This is a genomic window from Pseudomonas sp. A (assembly GCF_056270345.1).
Window position 1 is genome coordinate 3,416,863 of the sequence record NZ_CM149873.1, and the last position, 23,732, is coordinate 3,440,594.

General features: G+C 66.1%; 21 protein-coding genes. 12 read left to right on the forward strand and 9 right to left on the reverse strand.

Annotated elements, in window-relative coordinates; translation table 11 throughout:
• The first annotated feature begins 92 nt into the window (after window positions 1-92).
• Window positions 93-992, forward strand: coding sequence for a proline iminopeptidase-family hydrolase (locus tag AC0MAZ_RS15230; RefSeq protein ID WP_186733290.1), 900 nt, complete (start codon window positions 93-95; stop codon window positions 990-992).
• A 144-nt stretch (window positions 993-1,136) separates the two neighbouring features.
• Here AC0MAZ_RS15230 and AC0MAZ_RS15235 read toward each other — a convergent pair whose 3' ends face one another.
• Both AC0MAZ_RS15235 and AC0MAZ_RS15240 read right to left on the reverse strand, forming a co-directional pair.
• On the reverse strand, window positions 1,137-1,355 hold the full coding sequence (locus tag AC0MAZ_RS15235) for a hypothetical protein (protein WP_203646890.1): 219 nt from the start codon (window positions 1,353-1,355) through the stop codon (window positions 1,137-1,139).
• Window positions 1,356-1,453: 98 nt separating this feature from the next.
• Complete coding sequence (locus AC0MAZ_RS15240; protein WP_203646888.1) at window positions 1,454-2,086, reverse strand: hypothetical protein; 633 nt, start codon at window positions 2,084-2,086, stop codon at window positions 1,454-1,456.
• Between the two features lie 258 nt (window positions 2,087-2,344).
• On the opposite strand from AC0MAZ_RS15240, the gene ppk2 reads away from it, so the two are divergent.
• A complete protein-coding gene (gene ppk2 / locus AC0MAZ_RS15245) occupies window positions 2,345-3,163 on the forward strand; it encodes a polyphosphate kinase 2 (protein ID WP_475858388.1) in 819 nt (272 codons plus the stop codon).
• Window positions 3,164-3,239: 76 nt separating this feature from the next.
• Here ppk2 and AC0MAZ_RS15250 read toward each other — a convergent pair whose 3' ends face one another.
• A complete protein-coding gene (locus tag AC0MAZ_RS15250) occupies window positions 3,240-3,905 on the reverse strand; it encodes an HAD family hydrolase (RefSeq protein ID WP_475858389.1) in 666 nt (221 codons plus the stop codon).
• 450 nt (window positions 3,906-4,355) lie between these two features.
• On the opposite strand from AC0MAZ_RS15250, the gene AC0MAZ_RS15255 reads away from it, so the two are divergent.
• The 8 genes from AC0MAZ_RS15255 (at window position 4,356) to AC0MAZ_RS15290 (ending at window position 13,881) form a co-directional block, all read left to right on the forward strand.
• On the forward strand, window positions 4,356-4,766 hold the full coding sequence (locus AC0MAZ_RS15255) for an acyl-CoA thioesterase (RefSeq protein WP_475858390.1): 411 nt from the start codon (window positions 4,356-4,358) through the stop codon (window positions 4,764-4,766).
• A 268-nt stretch (window positions 4,767-5,034) separates the two neighbouring features.
• Window positions 5,035-5,562 (forward strand): thioesterase family protein, encoded by a 528-nt coding sequence (locus AC0MAZ_RS15260; protein ID WP_475858392.1) that lies wholly within the window; start codon window positions 5,035-5,037, stop codon window positions 5,560-5,562.
• Window positions 5,563-5,722: 160 nt separating this feature from the next.
• Entirely contained in the window at window positions 5,723-6,484 is a 762-nt protein-coding gene (locus AC0MAZ_RS15265; protein ID WP_475858393.1) for a hypothetical protein, read from the forward strand.
• A gap of 3 nt (window positions 6,485-6,487) precedes the next feature.
• On the forward strand, window positions 6,488-8,086 hold the full coding sequence (locus tag AC0MAZ_RS15270; RefSeq protein ID WP_475858394.1) for a hypothetical protein: 1,599 nt from the start codon (window positions 6,488-6,490) through the stop codon (window positions 8,084-8,086).
• 70 nt (window positions 8,087-8,156) lie between these two features.
• Window positions 8,157-8,765: a transcriptional repressor LexA gene (gene lexA, locus AC0MAZ_RS15275; protein ID WP_475858395.1), complete on the forward strand. Its 609-nt coding sequence runs from the start codon at window positions 8,157-8,159 to the stop codon at window positions 8,763-8,765.
• Window positions 8,765-9,385 carry a translesion DNA synthesis-associated protein ImuA gene (gene imuA, locus AC0MAZ_RS15280; RefSeq protein ID WP_203646876.1) on the forward strand — a complete coding sequence of 207 codons (621 nt, stop codon included), beginning with the start codon at window positions 8,765-8,767 and terminating at the stop codon, window positions 9,383-9,385. The genes lexA and imuA overlap by 1 nt, the downstream gene beginning before the upstream one ends.
• Window positions 9,386-9,391: 6 nt before the next feature.
• The gene (locus tag AC0MAZ_RS15285) at window positions 9,392-10,810 is read left to right on the forward strand and encodes a Y-family DNA polymerase (RefSeq protein WP_475858396.1); all 1,419 of its coding nucleotides are present in this window, start codon (window positions 9,392-9,394) and stop codon (window positions 10,808-10,810) included.
• Window positions 10,807-13,881 carry an error-prone DNA polymerase gene (locus AC0MAZ_RS15290; RefSeq protein ID WP_475858397.1) on the forward strand — a complete coding sequence of 1,025 codons (3,075 nt, stop codon included), beginning with the start codon at window positions 10,807-10,809 and terminating at the stop codon, window positions 13,879-13,881. Before AC0MAZ_RS15285 ends, AC0MAZ_RS15290 begins: the two co-directional genes overlap by 4 nt.
• 16 nt (window positions 13,882-13,897) lie before the next feature.
• Here the strand turns inward: AC0MAZ_RS15290 and AC0MAZ_RS15295 are convergent, their stop codons facing one another.
• Both AC0MAZ_RS15295 and AC0MAZ_RS15300 read right to left on the reverse strand, forming a co-directional pair.
• Entirely contained in the window at window positions 13,898-15,184 is a 1,287-nt protein-coding gene (locus AC0MAZ_RS15295; RefSeq protein ID WP_475858399.1) for a sensor histidine kinase, read from the reverse strand.
• On the reverse strand, window positions 15,181-15,921 hold the full coding sequence (locus AC0MAZ_RS15300; protein WP_050705623.1) for a response regulator: 741 nt from the start codon (window positions 15,919-15,921) through the stop codon (window positions 15,181-15,183). Before AC0MAZ_RS15300 ends, AC0MAZ_RS15295 begins: the two co-directional genes overlap by 4 nt.
• Window positions 15,922-16,140: 219 nt before the next feature.
• Here AC0MAZ_RS15300 and AC0MAZ_RS15305 point away from each other — a divergent pair, with 219 nt between their 5' ends.
• A complete protein-coding gene (locus AC0MAZ_RS15305) occupies window positions 16,141-16,416 on the forward strand; it encodes a DUF2790 domain-containing protein (protein WP_203646871.1) in 276 nt (91 codons plus the stop codon).
• Window positions 16,406-16,951, forward strand: a complete 546-nt coding sequence (locus tag AC0MAZ_RS15310; protein WP_475858401.1) for a thioredoxin family protein — start codon at window positions 16,406-16,408, stop codon at window positions 16,949-16,951. Before AC0MAZ_RS15305 ends, AC0MAZ_RS15310 begins: the two co-directional genes overlap by 11 nt.
• A 131-nt stretch (window positions 16,952-17,082) precedes the next feature.
• Here AC0MAZ_RS15310 and AC0MAZ_RS15315 read toward each other — a convergent pair whose 3' ends face one another.
• The 4 genes from AC0MAZ_RS15315 to AC0MAZ_RS15330 all read right to left on the reverse strand — a co-directional run bounded on the left by AC0MAZ_RS15315 (window position 17,083) and on the right by AC0MAZ_RS15330 (window position 23,584).
• Complete coding sequence (locus AC0MAZ_RS15315) at window positions 17,083-18,090, reverse strand: GlxA family transcriptional regulator (protein WP_203646867.1); 1,008 nt, start codon at window positions 18,088-18,090, stop codon at window positions 17,083-17,085.
• Window positions 18,091-18,220: 130 nt separating this feature from the next.
• Window positions 18,221-20,680 (reverse strand): TonB-dependent siderophore receptor, encoded by a 2,460-nt coding sequence (locus AC0MAZ_RS15320; protein ID WP_475858403.1) that lies wholly within the window; start codon window positions 20,678-20,680, stop codon window positions 18,221-18,223.
• Between the two features lie 230 nt (window positions 20,681-20,910).
• Window positions 20,911-22,575 (reverse strand): cyclic peptide export ABC transporter, encoded by a 1,665-nt coding sequence (locus AC0MAZ_RS15325; protein WP_475858404.1) that lies wholly within the window; start codon window positions 22,573-22,575, stop codon window positions 20,911-20,913.
• Window positions 22,576-22,705: 130 nt separating this feature from the next.
• On the reverse strand, window positions 22,706-23,584 hold the full coding sequence (locus AC0MAZ_RS15330) for a formylglycine-generating enzyme family protein (RefSeq protein ID WP_203646865.1): 879 nt from the start codon (window positions 23,582-23,584) through the stop codon (window positions 22,706-22,708).
• Between the last annotated feature and the right edge of the window lie 148 nt (window positions 23,585-23,732).

A 23,732-nucleotide genomic window follows, 5' to 3' on the forward strand; every position in this document is an offset into this window, starting at 1 on the left:
AAAAAAGGTCGAAAACCTAGAGAACTCTCTAGTTATGCCGCGCCGCGCGTGAGGTTATTGTGTGCTCCATGATTCGCACGGAGCCGGATGACATGGAACTCACCCAATCGCGTGAAGGTTTTGCCCCCTTCGGCAACTACAAGACCTGGTACCGCGTTACCGGTGACCTGGACTGTGGCCGCACCCCACTGGTCATCCTGCATGGCGGCCCGGGTTGCACCTACGATTATGTCGACGCCTACAAGGATGTCGCCGCCGGTGGCTACCCGGTCATCCACTACGACCAGCTGGGCAACGGCCGCTCGACCCACCTGCCGCAGATGCCGGCATCGTTCTGGACGGTCAAGCTGTTCCTCGAGGAGCTCGACAACCTGCTGGAACACCTGGGCATCAGCGAGCGCTACGCGCTGCTGGGCCAATCCTGGGGCGGCATGCTCGCCAGCGAGCACGCGGTGCGCCAGCCACGGGGCCTGCGCTGCCTGGTGATCGCCAACTCGCCGGCCGACATGCGCACCTGGGTACGCGAGGCCAACCGCCTGCGTGAAGAGCTGCCCAAGGAGGTCCAGGACACCCTGCTGCGCCACGAGGCCGTGGGCGACTACACCGCAGCCGACTATATCGCCGCCACCCGGGTGTTCTACGACCGCCACGTGTGCCGGCTCAAGCCCTGGCCGGAAGAAGTGGCGCGCACCTTCGCCCAGGTGGATGCCGACCCGACCGTGTACCACGCCATGACCGGGCCGAACGAGTTCCATATCATCGGCAGCACCAAGGACTGGACCATCGTCGACCGCCTGCCGCAGATCAATGTGCCGAGCCTGCTGATTTCCGGGCGTTATGACGAGGCCACGCCGCTGGTGGTCAAGCCGTACCTGGACCTGATCCCCGGGATCCGCTGGGCGCTGTTCGAGAACTCCAGCCATATGCCCCATGTCGAGGAGCGGGTGGCGTGCATGGGCACGGTGGTGAAGTTCCTCGACGAGAGTCTGTAGCGCGTAGCATTCGACCGTTTTCCCTTCCTCAGGCCTGTCCGGGCGTTGCCCGGCGGGCCTGAGTTTTTTGCGCGGTGTTGTCAGGTAGGGGCCAAGCCATCCACGCGCAAGGCGTCTGCGCTGAAAGACGCTGTTCAGGGGGCATCAGCTGGAGGGCTTGTCGCTAGCGTCCTGTCCTTGCTGGCCGAGATGCTGCCGGGCGGGTGACGGGGCGTCACCCTTGGCAACCTGCTCGGCCGCCTGCTGGCGTTGCAGCGCAAGTTGGTCGCTGCGTTCCCTGAGGCGGTCGGCGCCGCCTTCGGCAAAGGCCGAGGTGGCCGAGATCGTTGCCAGCAGGGCGAGTGCGCACGCTACGGATTTCATCACTGGAGTCTCCATCGATTGACCTGAAGGTCGGCCGCCTGGCGGCCGGGTTGAGGCAAGGATGGCGTGCGCGGATTTTCCCAGGATTAACAAGCCGTTCAGTTGGCCAGCAGTTGCTCGTGCACCCAGCCCTGGGCCGTAAGGACCATGGATCGGGTTTCCTCCAGCGGCTTGGCGGCGCTGGCGACCGCCTGGCCAAGCCCGGCGATATCGGCCTGGACCGCCGCGTCGTCGGCCCACCCCGGCAGTTCGGTGATCTGGTAGCTGTAGGTCACCCGGGACTGCTGGCGGCCATCGTGTTCGACAGGGGGGCTGAAGCCCTTGATGGTGGTGACCTGTGCCTTGCCGAAGCACAGGCCGCCGGTACTGGCGCCGTTCGCCTCGCGCCGGGCATCGGCCTTGTAGTGGCGCCGGCCCTCGTCGGTGAGGTCGTAGGCGTAGTAGATGTCGGTCCGCGCCGGCTGCCACAGGCGCTCCGGCACCTCGGTGCGGGCGACTTCCCGTTCGCTGACCACGCCGACCCGGGCCAGGGCGTGCAGGGCCTTGTTGGTGCCTTCCACATCGAAGTCACGGGTGCGCGTGGGGAAGGCGCTGATCACGAAACAGTGCGGGTACTGGGTGTCGAGGTAGGCCTGGGCAGCCTGGCGCAGGTCGGCTTCGCGGGGCTGTTGGCCGTCCGAGCAGCCGACCAGGGTCGCCAGCAGGGCCAGCGGTATGATCTTCCTGTCCATCGTAGGGCTTCCTTGAGTTGCCAATTGCAGGGATGCGCGCCGGCCGGGCCGGCTGGTGCGGGATTAGAACCCGCGGGCCAGAGCCCCCGCAATCGTGGCAAGACGACATATCCTCCAAGCTGTGCGCTGTTTCGCAGCACCCGCGCAGCGCAATGCCCGGCAAAATGCCGCTGCTCATCCATACTCCTTTGATCCGCCCTGGCGCCGTCGGGGCAACCGGCAACGGACAGACCTGCAACGCACACAGAGGAGCCGCCGATGGCCAAGGGCGAGGGCAAGAAACGCAAGGGCGATGCCACGGACAGACTCGGGCGCAAGAGCTACGAGGCAGAACTGCGACGGTTGCACGTCGAGCTGGTCAAGCTGCAGCAGTGGGTGGTGGAGAAGGGCCTGAAGGTGTGCATCGTCTTCGAGGGCCGCGACGGCGCCGGCAAGGGCGGCACCATCAAGGCCATCACCGAGCGGGTGAGCCCGCGGGTGTTTCGCGTGGTGGCGCTGCCGGCTCCCACCGAGCGCGAGAAGACCCAGATGTATGCCCAGCGCTACCTGGTCCACCTGCCGGCGGCGGGCGAGGTGGTGATCTTCGATCGCAGCTGGTACAACCGCGCCGGCGTCGAGCGGGTGATGGGCTTCTGCACTGATGAGCAGGCCCACAAGTTCCTCACCGTGGTGCCGATGTTCGAGCGCATGATGGTCGAGTCGGGGATCATCCTCATCAAGTACTGGCTCGAGGTCAGCGCCGAGGAGCAGACCCGCCGCCTGCAGGACCGCATCAGCGACGGGCGCAAGCTGTGGAAGCTGTCGCCGATGGACGTCAAGTCCTACAACCGCTGGGACGACTACACCCGCGCCCGCGACGACATGTTCGCTGCCTCCGACTCGTCCTGGGCGCCCTGGTACATGGCGCGTTCGGAGGACAAGCGCAAGGCGCGGCTGAACATCATCAGCCACCTATTGCAACAGATCCCCTACAAGGACCTCAGCCACGCGCACAAGGTGTCGCTGCCCAAGCGAGGCAGGATCGGCAAGCACAAGGCGCAGCCGTATCCGTTCAAGATGGTGGCGGAGCGGTTCTGACGCATGGATCGACGCAAGCCGTGGCGGCGACTGTTCCGAGCACACGGGCAAGGTGCACGTTGTGCTCCCCGGACAATCAGCCAGCCGACTGCATTTGCTCGACCAGGTCCCACAACCGCGGGTCGTCATAGTCGTCGACCACCAGCCTTGCCCCGGCTTCCAGCAACCGCTCGGCGGACTGTGTGGTCGCCAGCCCGACGGTGAAGATGCCGGCATCGACGGCGGCCTTGACGCCTGGCAGCGAGTCCTCGAATGCCAGTGCCTGTCCGGCCTTGGCGTCCAGGCGCTGCAGGCCGGTGAGGTAGGGCAGGGGGTCGGGTTTGGGGCGCGCCAGCTCGTCTGCTACCAGCACATGCTCGAAACGCGTGGCCAGGTCCATGGCGCCGAGCATGTGCTCGGCGTTCAGGCGGGGCGCGTTGGTCACCACGCACATGCCGATGCCATGCCGCGTGGCGTGATCCAGCAGGCGCAACAGGCCGGGCATCGGCGCCAGGGTCGGTGACAGTTCGCGGAACAGCGCTTCCTTGCGTTCGGCCAGGGCCTGGCGGCTGGCGGCATCGGCCTGGGGGAACAGTTCGGCGAACAACAGGCCGTTGGAGCGGCCGCTGACCTGGGTGTTGAACTGCTCCTGCGTCAGCTCGCGGCCGTCATGGTCGAACAGCAGCTGGCGGAAGGCTTGCAGGTGCAAGGTGTCGGTATCGGTGAGGGTCCCATCGAGGTCGAACAGCAGGGCGGTCAGCATCGGGCATCCTGGGGGTGGAGAAACCATTCAGCATCATAAGGGATCAGGGGGGGGAAATGCACTTGGCTGGGGGCGTTCGAGGTGCTCGGCGGGAGCGCCGCCCGCGCGGCGCATCGCGACGCAAGGCTCACAGGTACTACGCCAACCTGTAGGAGCGGCCTTGTGTCGCGAAAGGGCTGCGAAGCAGCCCCGGGATTTCAGCGTTGTCGCAAAGATCGCCGGGGCCGCTTTGCGGCCCTTTCGCGACACAAGGCCGCTCCTACAGAGATCATGCCGGTTGAAAAATCTCAGCAAGACAGTTGCTCCTACATTAGTTGCAACGTGCCGAACCTGTCAGGCCATGGTTGCCTGCCTTGGTGCATGGCTTGGGAGTGGTGGGCAGCAAAGATGCCAGCCGTTTGTACGTTAGTATGAGCGGCCAGGCATTCCCAGCACGGAGCACATAACGCCATGCCTTTTGTCACTACCAGGAAAATTCTGTTTGGCGACTGCGATCCTGCGGGGATCGTCTATACGCCGCGCATCTCCTATTTCGTCATCGAGGCGATTCATGAGTTTCTCTCCCACCGCCTTGGCGGCGAAGGCCTGCGCAGGTTGTTCGCCATGGGCGTGATGCCGCCGGCGCGGGCCCTGTCCATTGAGTTCCTGGCGCCCATGACCTGGGATGACCTGATCAGCGTGCAGGTCAGCAGTGGCGTGCCTGGGACGACCTCGTTCAGCTTTGCCGTCGAGGCACGCGGCGCCGGCGGCGAGGTTTGCTTTCGCGCCAGCATGACCCAGGTGTGCGTCTGCCCTGAGAGCAAGCAGCCAGTTGCAGTGCCCGAGGCATTGCGCCAGGCATTGAGCGAGCACATGGACTAGCGGGACACCGCGACGAATAGTTTTCCAATAAAAGAACAAACGTTTCAGCATCAATCGGATATAAAGTCCGAACGTGACCGGTTATTCAGTTGGCGTTTTTCGACCAATTAAGGTGTTGGCCACTGGTTGCTCTTGGGGAAAGCTGTTAGTTTCGCCACCGCTACGAAGCAAACAAGCAGGCCTGCAATGCGCCGCTTGCCGCCAGCCGACGCATCAACGGCTGGCTTGACAGGGAACGATAATAAAAATCCTAGGGAGGGATAACCGGATGAATCTGTACATCCGCCTGTTGCTGGCTGTCCTGCGCGGTTTCTTCAAGCCGCCCATGGCCCTGACCGACACGCTGCACCGCACGCTGCGGGTCTGGCCGAACGATATCGACATCAACAAGCACATGAACAATGGTCGTTACATGACCATCGCCGACTTGTTCATGCTGGAACTTTGCCTGCGCGCGAAAATCCTCATTCCGGCCTTCAAGTTGGGCTGGAAGCCGATGCTCGGTGGCAACTTGGTTGTCTACAAGAAGCAACTTTCCATGTTCGAGAAGTATACCGCCGAATTCAGCATCTGCTGCCTTGACGAGAACTGGACCTACTTCCAGTACAGCTTCTTCAACAGCGCAGGCGAGGTGGTCGTGACCGGCTACTCCAAAGGCGCCTGGGTCGGTCGCAAGGGCCTGGTCGCCAACGCGGTGATCGCCGAGAAGCTCAAGGTCCAGCCCACCACCGCGCCGATGCCCGAAGCCGTGAAGAAGTGGCTGGAGGCTGAAGCGCACGTCCTCGGCAAGGCCTGAGCCAGGCCGCGCCGCGGCCTCCTTGCCAGCCACCTGATACCTGCAACGCCTGTCCATTGCTCCACCGTCCCCGGCCTCTGGCCCGGACGTGCGCGGCAGGCTTTGCCGTGCCCGGCGTTCGCGCCGCACGTCGATCCATGAATGAGTAGGGAAACACCTCATGTCGAACACCTTGCTGTTGATGCTGGCCTTTTTCGCCGCCTTCCTGCTGGTCGCCGAGCTGTTCAGGCGCTACCGCCTGGTGGGCCTGACCTTCTTCGTCCTGTCGCTGCCGGCGCTGCTGGTGCCCAACGCCAACCTGTTCATGCGCATCAAGACCATCAGTGTGTTGCTGCCCATGTGCTTCCTGGCCTATGCCCGCTACAAGCCAAGGATCGAAGGCTTCATCTACAAGCTCATCTACGTGGTGATCGTGCTGAACATCATCGAAGCCTCGGTGATCGACTGGCAGACCGGAAACATCCTCAACATCGTCGCCGCCGTGGGCCTGATCGTCTGCCTGCCGTACTCGCGCAAGCATTGGGAGATCTCCGGCCGTCACAGTGATTTCGTGGTGCGTGTCCCGGCCTACTGGCCCTACCTCTACACCACCTGGAACCTGTGCTTCCTGTACTCGGCACGGATCACCACCTTCGGCTACGCCCTGCCGCTGTTGCTGGCACCGGTGGCCTACGCCTTGCTCCTGCGTCGTTCGGATCTGTACTTCCAGGCCCGTGCCTACACCTTTGGTTTTTACCTGTTCGTGCGCACGCTCGCCGGCGACACACCGTTGATGAACCTGCCGGCCTTCGACCTGACGGGCTGGTACAGCCCCGACGCGGCCCTCGCCTGGAGCGTGGCCAACGTGATTTTCACAGGCGCCTGCCTGTACAGCTACGGCGCAAGCCGCAACAAGAACAAAGCGATCGAACAAGGAGTTTGAAGCATGTTGGAAGTCATCCTGCTGGCGTTTTTCATCACCGTCAGTCCCGTGATCATCCTGATGAGCAAGACCCGCGCCGAGCCGTTGAAGCATGTGTACGTGGGCCTTTACTACGTGAAATTCGTGCCGCTGCTGCTGTCGCTGTACGCGATCAACCTCGGCACCAGCTTCCTGGCCTGGAAGTGGGTCCAGTTGAAATGGCTGCTGCCTCGCTACTTCGGCTACCGCCACTACAACCGCGATTCCATCTCGATGGAAAGCACGCCGATCCCGGGCACCGACTACCACATGGGCTACATCCCGAAAAAGCTGCCCGCCGAGCTGGTCTACCGCTGGAGAAAGGACAAGGTCTACCACAACTACATCCAGTCGATCATCAAGGCCAACCGCGACTACTACAAGGTGCCGCTGGGCCAGTTCCCGCAACCGACGGCCATCTCGGACGAGGACCTGCGGGTGTTCCTGATGTCGTCGCAGATCACCCACTACCTGCAGACGGTCGATGGCGTGTCGACCTTCGACATGCGTGACTTCACCCGCGAGATCCGCCTGTCCAGCTCGGTGTTCGACGTGGCCAGCATCGCCATTGCCGAGGATTTTGCCGCCGACAGCATGCGCATCACCCTGCGCGACGGCTTCAGTGTCGGCCCGGGCGAGCCGCACTGGGACCTGGCCAAGGTGTACTTCATGTCCAACACCATGGTGTTCTTCATCCTCGGCGCGCACCTGCACCACCACCTGTTCTTCGCCGAAATGGGCGCGGCGTTCCTGTTCAACCTGGTGCCCAGGGAGTCGAACTTCCACAAGCTGATGGACCCGCATACCGCCTACATCCTGATGCTCAACCACCAGTTCAAGGAGTCGCCGCTGTCGCTGCGCGAAACCACCGGCATCGCCGACAAGTTCCTCTACAGCTGCATCGGCTATTACTCGGCGCAGACCTTCTACAAGGTCGGTTATGAAAACGCCCTGAACATGTACAACAAGCGCGAGACCGAAGACCAGGCGCTGACCCAGAAGTTCGAGATCAAGTTCGCCATCCCGTTCGACCAGTACCTCAATGGCCAGCACGCGCTCAACGCCCAGTACCGCGACTACTACGCGGCGGTGCTGAAGTTCGTCTCGGCCAGCTACGACGACCTGCTGCGCGACGGCTCCGAGCCCTACATCAACAACTGGGTCGCCGAGCTGTGCCGCTACGTCAACCTGCCGTGCCAGCCCGGCGACAAGGCCTTCAACATCGAGGTGATCGCCACCTATATCTGGTACGTGTCGTTCGTCCACTCCCTGGAGCACTACCAGTTCCACAAGTACAAGATGAACTACTGCCTGCTGACCCGGGTGCCGTTCTCGGTCGCCAGGCACCTGCCGCAGGACCAGGTGTTCAGCCAGTACGACATCTGGAAGTCCAAGCACATCGTGCACACCTTCGGCAAGAACCACCTCAATGCCGGCGTGTCGGAAAGCTATGCCGACCTGGACTACAAGTTCCGCGACCTGGCGCTGATCGACCGGCAGGAGCAGTTGAAGAAAGAGGTGCTGGGCCTGCTGGACAAACACCAGACCCCGAACGAGGCGATCGCCTTGTCCATTCGCTACTGAGGCAGGGCGGGGAGGGCCGGCGACGAAGGGGACTGTTCAGTGTTTTGAAAAAAGAGTACAAATGTACTCCATGGACACTTTATCCCCCAAACGCCGCGCCATCCTCGGGTTCATCCGCGAGCGCATCACCGATCAAGGCCAGCCACCGTCGCTGGCCGACATCGCCGAGCGCTTCGGTTTCGCCTCGCGCAGCGTGGCGCGCAAGCACATCACCGCCCTGAGCCAGGCCGGGTTCATCGACGTCACGCCCAACCAGGCGCGTGGCATCCGCCTGGCCGAGCCCCTGCGCCGGCCCGAGATCCTCGAGATACCGGTACTTGGCCAGGTCGCCGCCGGTGCGCCGATCGGCCCCGACCTCGATATCCACGAGCAGTTGCTGCTCGACCCCAGCCTGTTCCGACGTACCCCCGACTACCTGCTCAAGGTGCGCGGCGACTCGATGATCGACGACGGCATCTTCGACGGCGACCTGGTCGGCATCCGCCAGCAGGGCGAGGCCCGTGACGGGCAGATCGTGGTCGCCCGGCTCGACGGCGAGGTGACCATCAAGCGCCTGCAGCGCACCCACGACGGTTATCGCCTGCTGCCGCGCAACCCGGCCTATGCCCCCATCGACGTGAGCCCCGGGCGCGAGTTCTTCATCGAAGGCGTGTTCTGCGGCCTGCTGAGGCGTGACTGATGGGCGCCGTGGTCGAACTCGACCGACTGCTCGACCAGCGCCAGGTATGGCGTGGACGGCAGGCCCAGGCGCGTGCGCAGGGCCTGCAACCCACCGGGCATGCCAGCCTCGACCATCGTCTGCCGGAAGGTGGCTGGCCGGCGGCGGCACTGAGCGAGCTGCTGCTGGCCAGCCCCGGCTGCGGTGAGCTGCAACTGCTCTGGCCGACACTCGCCCGGTTGACCGGGGAGGGGCAGCGGGTGGTGCTGGTGGCGCCGCCGTTCATTCCCTACGCGCCGGCCTGGCAGGCCGCTGGCGTTGACCTGCGCTGGCTGGTGCAGGTTGACGCCGAGGCGGCCGATGCCTTGTGGGCGGCCGAGCAGTGCCTGCGCTCGGGCAGTTGCGCCGCCGTGCTGTGCTGGCCAGGGTACGCCGACGACCGTGCCCTGCGGCGTCTGCAGGTGGCCGCGGAGACCGGCGACGCGCTGGCGTTTGCCTGTCGCCCGCACCAGGCCGCGCTGAACCCATCACCCGCCGCCCTGCGCATCGCCCTCGACCTGCGTCCGGCGCAGTGGCGCGTGCTCAAGTGCCGGGGCGGCCTGGCGCCGGCCACGCCCATCGCCTGCCCGGGACGGGAGTGATGCGCCATGCTCTGGGCCTGCATTTTGTTGCCACAGCTGGCGCTGGACACCGTCCTGCGCGAACGCGACGACCCCGAGGCACCGCTGGTGCTGCTCGGCGGGCCGCTCCAGCGCCGGGTGCTGCGGGCGGTCAACCCGGCGGCCAGTGAGCTGGGCCTGCGCGCCGGGCAGACGCTGACCGCCGCCCGCGCCCTGGCTGACGGTTTCAGCTGCGTCGAGGTCGAGCCGGCGCGCATCGAGCAGTTGCAGCAGTTGCTGGCAGCCTGGGCCTACCGCTTCAGCGCCCAGGTCAGTCTTCACTATCCCCGTGCGTTGCTGCTGGAGGTGGGCTCGAGCCTGCAATTGTTCGGCCCCTGGCCATTGTTCGAGGCCCGCCTGCGCGAGGAACTGGCGGCATTGGGGCTGCGCCAGCGCATTGTCGTGGCCAGCAATCCGGTGGCGGCGAGGATGCTCGCCAATGGCCATGACGGCCTGGCGCTGACCTGCCCGCAGGCCACTCGCGCCGCCTTGCTCGAGATGCCCGTCGAGCGTGTCGGCCTGCCCGCCGAAGCGGCCGAGGCCTTCGCCCGCATGGGCCTGCAGCGGCTCGGGCAGGTGCTGGCATTGCCGCGCGATGCCTTGGCCAGGCGTTTCAGTGTCCAGGTGCAGTTGCACCTGGACCAGCTGCTCGGCCTGCGCAACCTGGGGCTGGACTTCTACCAGCCGCCCGATCGTTTCGAGGCGCGGCTGGAGCTGAATTTCGACGTCGAGTCGCATCAGGCGTTGCTGTTCCCCTTGCGTCGCCTCATCAGCGACCTGGCGGCTTTCCTCGCCGGGCGCGACTGCGGCGTGCAGCGTTTCGAGCTGCACCTGGAGCACGCCGAAGGCGCCGACACCGTGCTCAAGGTCGGCCTGCTGGCCGCCGAGCGTGACGCCTCGCTGTTGTTCGAGCTGGCCCGTGGTCGCCTGGAACCGCTGCGTATCCCGGCGCCGGTACGCAACCTGCGCCTGTTGGCCGCCGACCTGCCGCCATTCGTGCCGCAACGCCAGGCGCTGTTCGACCCGCGCGCACAGCAGGCCCAGCCCTGGGAGCAGCTGCGTGAACGGCTGCGGGCGCGGCTCGGTGACGAGGCGGTCAGGGGCCTGCGCGCCGAAGCCGACCATCGCCCCGAGTGCGCCTGGCAAGGCGTGGAGCAGGGCGCCCAGGGCCAACGGGTGATGGCCCCTGGTCGTCGTCCCGGTTGGCTGCTGCCCACACCCCAGCTCTTGAGCGAGACCGGCCTGCAACTGCTGGGGCAGGCCGAGCGCATCGAGTCCGGCTGGTGGGACGGTGGCGACGTGCGCCGTGACTACTACCGCATCGAGACCCGCGACGGCCTGCGCGGTTGGGCCTTCCGTGACCTGGCGAGCCCCGGGCCGCTGTGGTTGCAGGGCTGGTTCGCATGAACAGCCCGGATTATGCAGAGCTGCACTGCCTGTCGAATTTCAGCTTCCAGCGCGGCGCCTCCAGTGCCGACGAACTGTTCCGCCGCGCCCGCGAGCAGGGCTACCAGGCCCTGGCGATCACCGACGAATGCACGCTGGCGGGGATTGTCCGGGCCTGGCAGGCAGCGAAGCAGCATCAGCTGAAGCTGATCGTCGGCAGCGAGGTGCGGGTGCACCAGGGGCCGAAGCTGGTCCTGCTGGTGGAGGACCTTGCCGGCTACCAGAACCTCTGCGCGCTGATCACCCGCGCCCGGCGGCGTTCGGAGAAGGGCCGCTACCAGTTGCTCGCCGAGGACCTCGAGGCCCATCACCAGGGCCTGCTGGCGCTGTGGGTGGCCGAGCCCGACGATGGCGTCGGGGCCTGGTTGCGGCAGCTGTTCGGCGAGCGCCTGTGGCTGGCGGTGCACCTGCACCGCGGGGCCGATGACTGCCAGCGCCTGGCGCAGCTGCGCGCCCTTGGGGCGCGGCTGGATATCCCGCTGGTGGCCTGCGGTGATGTGCACATGCATGTGCGCGGGCGGCGGGCTTTGCAGGACTGCATGACCGCCATCCGCGAACATTGCGCGGTCGCCGAGGCGGGGCGTTTCCTGTTCGCCAACGGCGAGCGTCACCTGCGCTCGCTCGACCAGCTGCGCGAGCTGTACCCCGACGATCTGCTCGCGCAGACCACCCAGGTTGCCGGGCGCTGCACCTTCGACCTGTCGCAGCTGAAGTACCAGTACCCGCGGGAGCTGGTGCCCGAAGGGCATACCCCGGCCAGCTGGTTGCGCGAACTGTGCCGGCGCGGCCTGCCCGAGCGCTGGCCCCAGGGCCCGAGCGACAAGGTGCGCACGGTGCTGGAGCGGGAGCTGGCACTGATCGAGGAACTGGGCTACGAGAGCTACTTCCTGACCGTCCACGACATCGTCGCCTTCGCCCGCCGCCAGCGCATCCTCTGCCAGGGGCGCGGTTCGGCGGCCAACTCGGTGGTGTGCTTCGTCCTCGGCATCACCGAGCTCGACCCCATGGAACACCGCCTGCTGTTCGAACGCTTCCTTTCCCGCGAGCGCAACGAGCCGCCGGACATCGACGTGGACTTCGAGCATGACCGCCGCGAAGAAGTGATCCAGTACGTGTTCCGCCGCTATGGCCGGCACCGTGCGGCACTTACCGCCGTGGTCAGCAGCTACCACGCCGCCGGGGCGGTGCGCGACGTAGCCCGGGTGCTCGGCTTGCCGGCCGACCAGGTGGACGCCCTGGCCAAGTGCTGCGGGCGCTGGAGCGATCGCATCCCCGATGCCGGGCGTCTGGCCGAGGCCGGTTTCGACGCCCACAGCCCCTCGCTGCGGCGCATCCTGGTGTTGGCGGGGGAACTGATCGGCTTTCCCCGGCACCTGTCGCAGCATCCCGGTGGCTTCGTCATCTGCGAGCAGCCGCTGGACCGGCTGGTGCCGGTGGAGAACGCAGCGATGGCCGAGCGCACGGTGATCCAGTGGGACAAGGACGACCTGGACATGGTCGGCCTGCTCAAGGTCGATGTGCTGGCGCTGGGCATGCTCAGCGCGCTGCGCCGCTGCTTCGACCTGATCGCCCGGCACCGGGGGCGCGAGTACACGCTGGCGACCCTGCCCAAGGAGGACCCGGCCACCTACGCCATGATCGGCCGTGCCGAGACCATGGGCGTGTTCCAGATCGAGTCGCGGGCGCAGATGGCCATGCTGCCCCGGCTCAAGCCGGTGAAGTTCTACGACCTGGTGATCGAGGTGGCCATCGTCCGTCCCGGGCCGATCCAGGGCGACATGGTCCACCCGTACCTGCGCCGCAGGCTCGAGCAGGAGCCGGTCACCTATCCATCGGAAAAGCTCAAGGCCGTCTTCGAGCGCACCCTCGGCGTGCCGCTGTTCCAGGAGCAGGTAATGGAGCTGGCCATGGTCGCCGCCGACTACAGCCCGGGCGAGGCCGACCAGCTGCGCCGCAGCATGGCCGCCTGGAAGCGCCATGGCGGGCTGGAGCCGCACCGCGAGCGGCTGGTCGCGGGCATGCTGCGCAATGGCTACGAACTGGCCTTCGCCGAGCGCATCTTCGAGCAGATCAAGGGTTTCGGCAGCTACGGCTTCCCCGAGTCCCACGCCGCCAGTTTCGCCCTGCTGTGCTATGCCAGCAGCTGGCTCAAGTGCCATGAGCCGGCGATCTTCACCTGCGCGCTGGTCAACAGCTGGCCGATGGGCTTCTACAGCCCCGACCAGCTGCTGCAGGAGGCCCGCCGCCAAGGGATCGACGTGCGCCCGGTGGATGTGTTCCATAGCGACTGGGACTGCACCCTGGAAGCCGTGGGCGAGGGCGCGCTGGCCATCCGCCTGGGGCTGCGCCAGATCCGTGGCTTCGCTGAAGACGATGCCCGCCGCCTGGCGCAGGCGCGGGCACAGCGTTCGTGGCGCGATGTCGAGGACCTGTGCCTGCGTGCCGGGCTCGATGCTCGGGCCCGTGCGCGCCTGGCGGATGCCGGGGCCTTGCGCGGGCTGGCCGGTGACCGCCACCAGGCGCGCTGGCAGGTGGCGGCGGTGCAGGCGCAGTTGCCGCTGTTTGCCGAGGTCGACTCCGTGCCCGAGCAGGCGGTGATGTTGCCGCTGCCGAGTGTCGCCGAGGACCTGGCCGCCGACTACGACAGCCTGGGCACCACCCTCGGTCCGCATCCGTTGACCCTGCTGCGTTCTCGCTTGCGGGCGCTGGGTTGTCGCAGCTCGACGGAACTGGCGGGGGTCGAGCATGGCGACACGATTGCCGTGGCCGGCATCGTGGTCGGCCGGCAGCGCCCGCAGACCGCCAGTGGCGTGACCTTCGTCACTCTCGAGGATGAGCACGGCATGGTCAACGTGGTGGTCTGGCGCGACCTGGCCGAGCGCCAGCGGCGGGCGCTGGTGGGCTCGAAATTGCTCAAGGTGAGCGGGCGCCTGGAGCAGGAGAGCGGGGTGCGCCACCTGATCGCCCGGCGGCTGGAGGACATCAGCCCCTTGTTGCAGGGGCTGGATGTACGCAGTCGAGATTTTCACTAACAGGTAATGCTGGACCTCAGCGTAGCTCGACCTGCGCGCACAGTCCCCCTTCGGCACGGTTGCGCAGGGTCAGGCTGCCGCCCATGGCCTGGGTCAGTTGCTGGGCGATCGCCAGCCCCAGCCCGGTACCGCCAGTGCTGCGGTTGCGCGAGCCCTCGACCCGGTAGAACGGCTTGAGTACGTCGTCGAGTTCCGCCTCGGGGATGCCCGGGCCATCGTCGAGCACGCGGATCAGGGTCACGCCGTTCTCGCAGCCCACCTCCAGCTGCGCGGCGCCGGAGAACTTGAGGGCATTGTCCACCAGGTTCACCAGCACCCGGCGCAAGGCATGGGGACGGGTTTGCAGGGTCGCCTGGGCGCTGCCGTGGCGGTCCACCCGGGCGCCGCTGTCCTGGTAGTCGAATACCAGGGAGTCGAGGAAGGCGTCGAGGTTGACCCGGCATGGCGCCTCGGTGCCGCTGTCCATGCTGCGGGCATAGGCCACGCCTTCGCGCACCAGGTGCTCCATGGCGTCCAGGTCGTGCGCCAGCTTGTCCTTCTCCTGGCCGTCGTCCATCTGCTCGACCCGCAGCTTCATGCGCGTGATCGGCGTCTGCAGGTCGTGGGAAATGGCGGCGAGCAGCTGCATGCGCTCCTTGAGGTAGGCGCCGATGCGCGCCTGCAGCGCATTGAAGGCCACGGCGGCGTAGCGCACCTCGCGCGGGCCGCTCTCGTCGAGCTGCGGGCCAGGGCTGTTCGGGTCGAGGTTGTCCACCGCCTGGACCAGGCGGGTCAGCGGGCCGATGGCCAGGCGCACGGCCAGCCAGGTGCAGGCCAGCAGCACCGCCAGCTGGATCAGCAGCACCACCGGCAGCCAGGTGGCCACCGGCACCGGGGCAGGGGTGACGTCGATGGTCAGCGGCGCGCCGTCGGCCAGGCGCAGGTGAGCCTGGAAGTGCGCGTTGGGGCCGGGAATTTCCTGGAAGGTCAGGGCGTAGCGGTCACCGATGGCCTTGACGATGGACTCGGCGGCCATGGGCGGGTCGGCGCTGGGCATGGCCTCGCCGGGCAGGCCGCCGTTCAGCCGGTAGCGGTAGGTGCGCCGTTCCAGGCGCGACAGCCAGGCCGGGCGCTCGGCGGCGGGCAGGCGGTCGAGGATGGCCACCGAGGTCGAGACATCCAGCTCCAGGTTGCTGAGCATCATCGAGCGGCTGCTGACGTACCGTTCGTAGGCCTGCAGGCTGAACGACAGGCCATAGGCCAGCACCAGCCCGGTGAAGAAGATCAGGGCCAGGCGCGAGGCCAGGGTGCGCGGCCATTTCATGCCGGCGACTCCAGCAACTGCACCGGTAGCGAGAACACGTAGCCTTCGCTGCGCACGGTCTTGATGCAGGTCGGCTCGCGGGCGTCGTCGCCCAGGCGCTGGCGCAGGCGGCTGACCAGCAGGTCGATGGAGCGGTCGAAGATGTCCGCCTCGCGGCCCTGGGTGAGGTTAAGCAGTTGCTCGCGGCTGAGCACCCGCTGCGGATGGTCGAGGAACACCCGCAGCAGGCGGTACTCGGCCCCCGACAGCGCCACCAGGGTACCTTCGTTGTCGAGCAGGTGGCGGGCGGTGGTGTCCAGCCGCCATGGGCCGAAGGCGATCAGCCGGCTGCTCTCGCTGATGGTCAGGTTCGGCGGCAGCATGCGCGTGCGGCGCAGCACGGCGTTGATCCGCGCCAGCAGCTCGCGGGCGGAGAACGGCTTGGTCAGGTAGTCGTCGGCGCCCATCTCCAGGCCGATGATGCGGTCGGTCTCGTCGTTGCGCGCGGTGAGCATCAGCACCGGCGTGTTGCGGTGCTTGCCGGCGCGCAGTTCGCGGCACAGCAGCAGACCGTCGTCGCCGGGCATCATGATGTCGAGGACGATCAGGTCGACGGCGTTGTTTTCCAGGAAGGCGCGCATCTGCCGGCCATCGGCGACGATGCTGGTGCGCAGGCCGTTCTTCTTCAGGTAGTTGCCGACCAGTTCGCGGATCTCGCGGTCGTCGTCGACGATCAGGATGTGATCGGCGTGTTCCATCGGGGTGTCCTTGTACGTGGGGAATGGGCGCAGTGTACCGAGTGGATCCGGGCTTGCCTGCCCGGGTTTGTATTGCAGTGTATCTGCTGGCGACACAGATACAGGAAGAAGCACGGCGGCCCCTGGCCGGACACATGCGCGATACCTGGCAGGCGTGAAATGGTTCTCGACCGGGGAGTAAAGCCTTCCCAAACCAGAATCCGCACAAGGAGACACGCCATGAACCTCAAGACCCTCGCCAGCGCCGCCCTGTTTGCCGTCCTCGGCCTCGGCGCCCTGACGGCCCAGGCCAGCAGCAGCTCGCTGAACGACGCCAGCGTGATGCAATACCGCTACGGCGACCGGCTGGATGTGAAGAAAGTGCTGTCGGTGAAGGATGAGCCAGGCACCACCTGCGGGCCGGTGAAGACTCGCATGGACTACCTCGACTCCCAGGGCAAGCCGCAGAGTGTCGAGTACCGCTCATACGCCACCAGTGGCTGCCATGACAACTGAGGTGCGCGGCAAGCGCCGCCTGCTCAAGGCCGGCGGCGTGGCCCTGGCCCTGCTCGGGCTGGGCCTGGCCGGCCACCTGCTGGCCAGGGACAGCTACGGCCCCATGCCGTCGCTGGCGGGGGCCGAGCAGTGGCTCAACTCGCCGCCGCTGGATGGCACCGCGCTCAAGGGCAAGGTGGTGCTGGTGGATTTCTGGACCTACGACTGCATCAACTGCCGGCGCAGCCTGCCCCATGTCAATGATTGGGCGCAGCGCTACGGCGAGCAGGGGCTGGTGGTGGTCGGGGTGCATACGCCGGAGTATGACTACGAGCACGACCTGGGCAATGTCCGGGCCCATGTGCAGCAACTGGGCATCGCCTACCCGGTGGCGGTGGACAATGGCTACCGGATCTGGAACGCCTGGGGCAACCAGTTCTGGCCGGCGCATTACTTTGTCGATCGCAAGGGGCAGGTGCGCCATGTGCACTTTGGCGAGGGGGATTATGCGGGGCAGGAGCGGGTGATTCGCGAATTGCTGAATGAGCGGGGGTAGAGCGACCTTGTGTTGTTAAAGGGTTACGCAGCAGCTCCAGGATCTGTGATTGCGGGTGAGTCGCCGGGGTCGCGTTGCGACCCTTTCGCGGCGCAAGGCCGCTCCTACAGTTGCGATAGGGCGCAGCAGGGTCATTCCCCTAGCCGCTGCTCGCGTGACGGCGGATAGCCGAAATACGCCGCATAGCACTTGCTGAAGTGCGAGACCGAGACGAACCCGCAGGCCACCGCCACCTCCATCACCGACAGGTCCGAATACTGCAGCAGGCGCCGGCTCTTGGTGATGCGCAGTTCCATGTAGTAACGCCGGGGCGAGGTGCCCAGCTGGGCCTGGAACAGGCGGTCGATCTGCCGCCGGGAACGCCCGGAGTAGGTGGCCAGCTGGTCGAGGCTCAGGGTCTCCTCGAGGTTGTTCTCCATCAGCTCGACGATGGTGCGCAGGTGCAGGCTCATGGACTTCTTCGCCCCTGGCCCGACCTGGCGATAGCGCGCCCCGGAGAACGACAGGATCTCCTCGACGCCTTCGGCCAGGGCATCGCCGTACAGCCGCCTCACCAGCCCGAGCATCAGCTCCATGGCGCCGTTGGGGCTGGCGGCGCTCAGGCGGTCGCGGTCGAGGGTGAAGCTGGCCGGGGTGATGCGCGTCTGCGGGCTGATCTCGGCCAGGCTGGCGCGCTGCTCGGGGTGCACGCTGCAACCATAGTCGTCGAGCACCCCGGCGCGGCCGAGGAACCAGGCGCCGTTCCACAGCCCGCCGAGGGTCATGCCGTGGCTGGCGCAATCGCCCAGCAGGCGGTCGAGGTCGGGGTATTTCAAGGGTGTGCGCAGGCCGCCGCAGATCACCAGCAGGTCGAGGTCCTGCAGGCTGCGCGGCGCCAGCGGACTGGCCACCAGTTCCAGGCCCAGGTCGCTGAGCACGCGATCGCCCGCCAGGGACAGCGGGGTGGAGGTGAAGCTGTCGGTGCGCAGCAGGTTGGCGGTGACCAGCACGTCCATCGCCACGGTGAAGCTGGCCATGGAGAAATGCTCGAGCAGGACGAAGTCGACGCGGTAGGGGCGCTGGTTGCCGGCATCGCCGGACTTGAGCCGCAGCATGTTGCTGGTGCTGGTCTTCTTGCTGAACTGGCGTGGCGTGGGCACTGCGGACTCCGCTTCCTGGCTGGCGCGCACGAGTGTGCGGCGGGACGCGGGGAAAGACAACAGGGGCGCTCGCTGGTGCTCAAAGCAAAGCGCCCCCTCGAGAGGGGGCGCCGGTCATGCAACGCGGGGCTTAGAAGTCGCCGCGCAGGGTGAACATGTAGCTGCGCGGGGTACCGTAGGTGGTGCCGCGGGTCCAGTAGCCCATGGAGTCGAAGTACTTGCGGTCGAACAGGTTCTCGACGTCCACGCCGACGGTCCAGTGCTCGTCGAGCTTGTAGGCGGCGCGGGCGTCGAAGATCGCACGGCCGCTGTTGTAGGCCTCGTTGTAGGCATCGACGTAGGAGTTCTGCGCCGAGACACCACCGCCGACGCTCAGGCGGTTCCATTCACCCGGGAAGGTGTAGTTGGTGTTCACGCGCACCATGTGTTTCGGGGTCTGCGCCGAGATCGGGCCGCCCTCGGACGAGCTGGTGGTGTTGTAGGTATAGCCAGCCGCGACCTGCAGGCCCGGCAGCAGTTCGCCGGTGGCCTCGGCTTCGAAGCCCTTGCTGCGGTTGATGCCGTCGCCGTTGACCCAGCAGCGGCCTGCAGAGTCCGTTGGGCACTTACCACGGTTATCAGGGTTTGGATCCTGCTTCGCAACGTCTTCTTGCTCGATGTAGAACACCGCGAAGGAAACGTTCAAACGCTTGTCAAACAGCTCACCCTTAATGCCGGTTTCATAGTTGGAACCGATGGAGGGGTCCAGTACGCTGCCACTGACGGTGCGGTAGTTGGACTGCGGCAGGAAAATGTCGGCGTAGCTGGCGTACCACGACCACTGATCGTTCAGGTCGTAGATCGCACCGACGAAGGGGGTGAATTCCTCGTCCTGTCGGCTAGTCGTCACCTTCGGACCGTTCCAGGCTTCGTTCTTGTACCAGCTCAGGCGACCTCCGAGGACAAAGCTCAGGTCTTCGGTCGCGTGCAGGCGGGCGCTCAGGTAGGTGCCGTAGCGGGTGTCGATGGTGTCATCCATGGACTTCCAGCCGTTGCGCTGCAATTCCGGGATATTGCTATGGTCGGGATCGAAGACATTGAGCGGGATCGTGCTGGGTAGATCTATGGTGTTGTCCTTGTCGTTCATCTTGCGCTTGGACCAGTTGGCGCCGAGGGTCAACTGGTGGGTCAGGCCGAAGGCCTCGAAGGTGCCGTCCAGGTGGCCGTCGACGGCATTGGAGGTCACATCGAACTTGTGATAGCTGACGGTGTTGACCCTAGGTCCACCGGGGGCACCATACTCCAAGGTGGGATCAGTTCTGCCCACACCCCACTCGATGGCGCTGCGGTTGTAGCCACCCTCGGAATGGGACAGCGCCAGCTTGGCGGTCCAGTTGTCGTTGAAGCGGTGGGTGAGGTCGGCAAACACCTCGTCCATGTCGGTCTGCAGCTTGGTCCAGTCCTGGCCCAGGTAGGTCGAGCGCTTCAGGTGCGGGTTGCTGCCATCGGGGTTGTTGGGGATGCCCAGCACGCTGTAGCCGTCGATGCGCGAGGTCTGGCGGCGCAGGCCCAGGGCGACGGTGGTGGCGTCGTTCAGGTCGGCCTCGACGATCCCGTACAGCAGTGGCCGCTTGGACTTGGTGACGTCGGTGAAGTAGCCGCGGTCCTCATAGGAGGCGACCATGCGCCCGCGCAGGGTGCCCTGGGGGTTGAGGCGGCCACTGGCATCCAGGTCCAGGCGATAGTTGTCCCAGGAGCCGGCGCGGGTGATCACGGTGAAGCGCGGGTCGGCGGTCGGGCGCTTGCGCACCAGGTTCACCGCGCCGCCCGGGTTGCCGGCGCCGACCAGCAGGCCGGAAGCACCGCGCAGCACTTCGACGCGGTCGAAGATCGCCATGTCCGGGGTCATCCAGCCGGTGTAGGCGTAGGCCTGCCCGGGCACGCCGTCGACCATGTAGCTTTCGTCGGTAAGGTCGAAGCCACGGGAGCTGAAGTGGTGGTTGCCGTAGCCGCGGTTGGCGCGGGTGATACCGGTGGTCTGGGCCATCACCTGGTCCAGCGAGACCAGGTTCTTGTCGTCCATCAGCTTGCGGGTGACCACGGTCACCGACTGCGGGGTTTCACGCAGCGATTGCGCGGTCTTGCCGATGGTCACCGCACCGGTGGTGTAGGAGTTGCTGCCCTCGGTGGTGGCGCCGAGCACCTGGCCGTTGATGGTGGTGGCGTCCAGGGTCATGGCCGAACCGGACTCTGCCGCGCCGCTGATGATCAGGGTGTTGTCCTGCACGCTGTAGCGAATCCCGCTGTTCCTGAGCAGCTCCCCAGCTGCCTGGGTTGGCGAGAAGCGGCCCTTGACCGGGCTGCTGCGCAGGCCCTGGACGGTTTCCGGGCTGAACAGCACCTGCAGGTTGCCCTGGCGACCCAGCTCTTGCAGGGCGCTGGCCAGCGACTGGGCCGGGATGTCGAAGTCCTGCTCCTGGGCCTGCACCTGGGCGGCCAGCGGCAGGGACAGGGCGAGGCCGAGGGTTGCCATGGCCGGCGAGGAGCGCAGCATCCGGCGCAGCATCAGCGCTTTGCTCAAAGGGGTCAGGGTGTTGGCTGGTATTGGCATTTTTATGCTCTGGCTCAAGGTACGCAAAGTAAATGAAAATTATTCCGTTGCGAGTAGGACGCATGCGAATGCCAAAACCGGAAAAATAATTATTGCGGTTGGTAGAGGCGTGACCTGCGACTTCCCTGTAGGCAGGGTTGATTCAGCGTGCGGCAATAGGGGAACGAGCGGTGCGGCGGGGAATTTAAGCGGCGCGGGCGGTGACAGGGCCACCGCCCGTGGAGGAGGGGTCAGGCGGGCAGGGCCGGTTCCTGGTTGCGTTCGACCAGGATCTTGCCGCTGTGCATGCGCACCAGCTGGTCGGCCACCGGGAAGTAGCGGTCGTCGTGGGAGATGACGATGATGGTCTTGCCCTGCTGCTTCAGCTCCGGCAGCAGCTCGGTGTAGAACACCCGGCGGAAGGCCGGGTCCTGGTCGGCGGCCCACTCGTCGAACACCAGCACCGGGCGCTGGTCGAGCCAGGCATTGATCAGCGCCAGGCGCTTGCGCTGGCCGGTGGACAGGTCGGTGGTGGTGAAGCTGCCGTCGCGGATCCCGACCTTGTGGGCGATGTCCAGGCGTTCGAGGTACTTGGCGGCCTCCGGCGGCAGCTCGGCGAGGCCCGGCAGCGGTTCGTCGAACAGGTAGTAGTCGGCGAAGATGGTGGTGAACAGCTGGCGGTAGTCGTCCAGGCGCTGCGGGGTAACTGTCTCGCCGTTGAGGCGGACCTCGCCCTGTTGCGGGGTGTACAGGCCCAGCAGCAGCTTGATCAGGGTGGTCTTGCCGCAGCCGTTCTCGCCGACGATGAAGACGATGTCGCCCTGGCGGATGGTCAGGTCCACCGGGCCCAGGTGGAACGGCTGGCTGCCTTCGACCTGGGGATAGTCATAGCGCAGCTGGCGCAGTTCGATGGAGGCGACCTCGGTCACCTGCGGTGCGCGGTCGCTGACCAGCAGGTGCGGCTCGGGCGACGAGAACCGCTGGGACAGCTCGGCGATCCGGCGCAGGGCGATCTGTGCCCGGCTGATGCTCGGCAGGTTGGTGATCAGCTGTTCCAGCGGCCCCTTCATGTACAGCATCACCAGCACGAAACCACCCAGCACGGTCTTGTCGGTGCTCGGCCACAGGGCCTGGAAGGCGATGGCGATGCCGATCACCGCGAAGAACAGCATCGAGCCGAAAGTCTCGGCGCTGACGAAGATGTTCGCCGCGCGGATGTTGGCCTTGCAGATGCGTTCGGTGGCGCCGTGGATCAACTGGTCGTGCATGTGCTGGCGGCGCTGGCGCTGGATGCGCAGCTCCTTGGCGCCGCCGGAAAGGGCCTGGTAGTGCTTCTGCAGCTCGTCTTCGTTGTTGCGCGCGGTAAGGATGTTCTTCATGCCATGGCGGTGGGCGATGAATTGCGCGCCGGTGCCGATCACCACGGTCAGCACGGTGACCAGCAGGATCTGCCAGGACAGCAGCGCCAGGTAGGACAGGCAGCCGAGGGTGACGGTGAAGGCGATGACCATCGGCGCCACCGACAGGGCGAAGGCGCTGATGGTGCTGACGTCGTTGAGCAGCACCGGGATCAGGCGGTGGGCGCGGTAGCGCTCCAGTTGCGCGATCGGCGCCACCAGCACCTTGGCGGCCAGTTCGCGGCGCAGGCGCGCCACCACCTTCTGTCCGACGTAGTTGGTCAGCAGGTTCGAGCCGGTGGAGCAGGCCAGGGTCAGCAGGCACAGGCCGCCGAACAGCAGGGCGGTGCGGGTGTCCGGCCCGCCCACGGCGTTCATCGCACTGTTGATGGTGGCCAGCAGGGCGGTGACGCTCAGGCCGCTGACCACGCCGAGGGCCGCCGAAAGCGCGACCAGCATCCAGAACGGCTTGAGTATCCGCAGGGTTTCCTGGGCGAGGCTGGGGGTCTTGGACGTCATGGAGTCATCTCGTGAGTATTCGTTGGCGCAGGGCGGCGGACCAGGCCCTGATCTTGGTAGACGAGAGGGTTTTGCGCGGATTTAGTGGCGAGGCGGATCCGGCGCCAGGGGCGCCGGAAGTGGGGAGGGCTTAGAGTTCGCGGGCGACGCGGAAGCCGATCCAGTCGCCGCGCAGGGTGGAGCTGCGTTCGTTGCGATTGCCCGAGCGGGAGAAGATCGGCGCCTCGGTGTAGTCGTTGCCGCGGATCACCCGGCGGTCCTCGCATTCGCTGCTGTTGGTCTGCGGGCTGCCATCGGTGGGGGCGGTTGCGTAGCTGTCGACGTAGCAGTCGCGGGTCCACTCGTAGACGTTGCCGTGGCCGTCGTAGACGCCGAAGGCGTTGGGCGGGAAGCTGCCGACGGGCGAGGTGAAGGAGAAGCCGTCCGTGGGGCCGTAGGTGTTGGCGTGCTTGGAGATCTGGTACTTCTGCTCGTCGTTGTCATCGAGCGGGAAGGGGAACGGCCCGGTGCTGCCGCCGCGCACGGCGTATTCGCGCTGGGATTCGCTGAGCACCTTGTAGACCTTGCCGGTCTTCTTCGACAGCCACGAGGCGTAGGCCTCGGCCTCGTGGAAGTTCAGGCACACGGCGGGTTGGCGGTCACCCTGCTGGTAGCGCGGCACGCCCGCGATGCATTCGCGGCCCGGGCGGGTGTCGCCGTTGGGGACCTTGTAACCGCTGGCCTTGAGGTAGGCTTTCCATTCGCCGTTGGTGATCTGGTATTGGCTGACGGCAAAGGCCTTCTTGAAGGTCACCTGGTGCAGCGGGCCTTCGTCGTCCTGGCGGCCTTTCTCGTCATTCGGGGTACCCATCATGAAGCTGCCAGCGGGCAGCACCACCATTTCCGGGCAGGTCTTGGCGCAGTCGCGGAACACCGTGCCGGGTTTGTGCGCGGGCGCCGCGGCCAGGGCCGGCAGGCTGCAGGCGACCAGCAGGGCGGCCAGGGTGAGGCGGTTCAGGGGTGCGGTCATGGGGAAGCCTTGTTCAGGGTTGCTGGGCAGACAGCGGGAGTTCGTGCTGATGAACGAAATGAACGAGGCGATGTTTAAGGGTGGGTTGTAACAAGTGTTTGGCGGGAGAGGTGTGGCGCCTATCAGATCGAGCGCCGCCCGCGCGGCG

Coding starts and splice junctions, on each gene's coding strand:
- imuA (WP_203646876.1), top strand. CDS start 8,765: ATGGGCGCCGTGGTCGAACTCGACCGACTGCTCGACCAGCGCCAGGTA.
- AC0MAZ_RS15320 (WP_475858403.1), bottom strand. CDS start 20,680: ATGCCAATACCAGCCAACACCCTGACCCCTTTGAGCAAAGCGCTGATG.
- AC0MAZ_RS15235 (WP_203646890.1), bottom strand. CDS start 1,355: ATGAAATCCGTAGCGTGCGCACTCGCCCTGCTGGCAACGATCTCGGCC.
- ppk2 (WP_475858388.1), top strand. CDS start 2,345: ATGGCCAAGGGCGAGGGCAAGAAACGCAAGGGCGATGCCACGGACAGA.
- AC0MAZ_RS15230 (WP_186733290.1), top strand. CDS start 93: ATGGAACTCACCCAATCGCGTGAAGGTTTTGCCCCCTTCGGCAACTAC.
- AC0MAZ_RS15325 (WP_475858404.1), bottom strand. CDS start 22,575: ATGACGTCCAAGACCCCCAGCCTCGCCCAGGAAACCCTGCGGATACTC.
- AC0MAZ_RS15250 (WP_475858389.1), bottom strand. CDS start 3,905: ATGCTGACCGCCCTGCTGTTCGACCTCGATGGGACCCTCACCGATACC.
- AC0MAZ_RS15285 (WP_475858396.1), top strand. CDS start 9,392: ATGCTCTGGGCCTGCATTTTGTTGCCACAGCTGGCGCTGGACACCGTC.
- AC0MAZ_RS15265 (WP_475858393.1), top strand. CDS start 5,723: ATGTCGAACACCTTGCTGTTGATGCTGGCCTTTTTCGCCGCCTTCCTG.
- AC0MAZ_RS15240 (WP_203646888.1), bottom strand. CDS start 2,086: ATGGACAGGAAGATCATACCGCTGGCCCTGCTGGCGACCCTGGTCGGC.
- AC0MAZ_RS15255 (WP_475858390.1), top strand. CDS start 4,356: ATGCCTTTTGTCACTACCAGGAAAATTCTGTTTGGCGACTGCGATCCT.
- AC0MAZ_RS15300 (WP_050705623.1), bottom strand. CDS start 15,921: ATGGAACACGCCGATCACATCCTGATCGTCGACGACGACCGCGAGATC.
- AC0MAZ_RS15260 (WP_475858392.1), top strand. CDS start 5,035: ATGAATCTGTACATCCGCCTGTTGCTGGCTGTCCTGCGCGGTTTCTTC.
- AC0MAZ_RS15305 (WP_203646871.1), top strand. CDS start 16,141: ATGAACCTCAAGACCCTCGCCAGCGCCGCCCTGTTTGCCGTCCTCGGC.
- AC0MAZ_RS15270 (WP_475858394.1), top strand. CDS start 6,488: ATGTTGGAAGTCATCCTGCTGGCGTTTTTCATCACCGTCAGTCCCGTG.
- AC0MAZ_RS15330 (WP_203646865.1), bottom strand. CDS start 23,584: ATGACCGCACCCCTGAACCGCCTCACCCTGGCCGCCCTGCTGGTCGCC.
- lexA (WP_475858395.1), top strand. CDS start 8,157: ATGGACACTTTATCCCCCAAACGCCGCGCCATCCTCGGGTTCATCCGC.
- AC0MAZ_RS15290 (WP_475858397.1), top strand. CDS start 10,807: ATGAACAGCCCGGATTATGCAGAGCTGCACTGCCTGTCGAATTTCAGC.
- AC0MAZ_RS15310 (WP_475858401.1), top strand. CDS start 16,406: ATGACAACTGAGGTGCGCGGCAAGCGCCGCCTGCTCAAGGCCGGCGGC.
- AC0MAZ_RS15295 (WP_475858399.1), bottom strand. CDS start 15,184: ATGAAATGGCCGCGCACCCTGGCCTCGCGCCTGGCCCTGATCTTCTTC.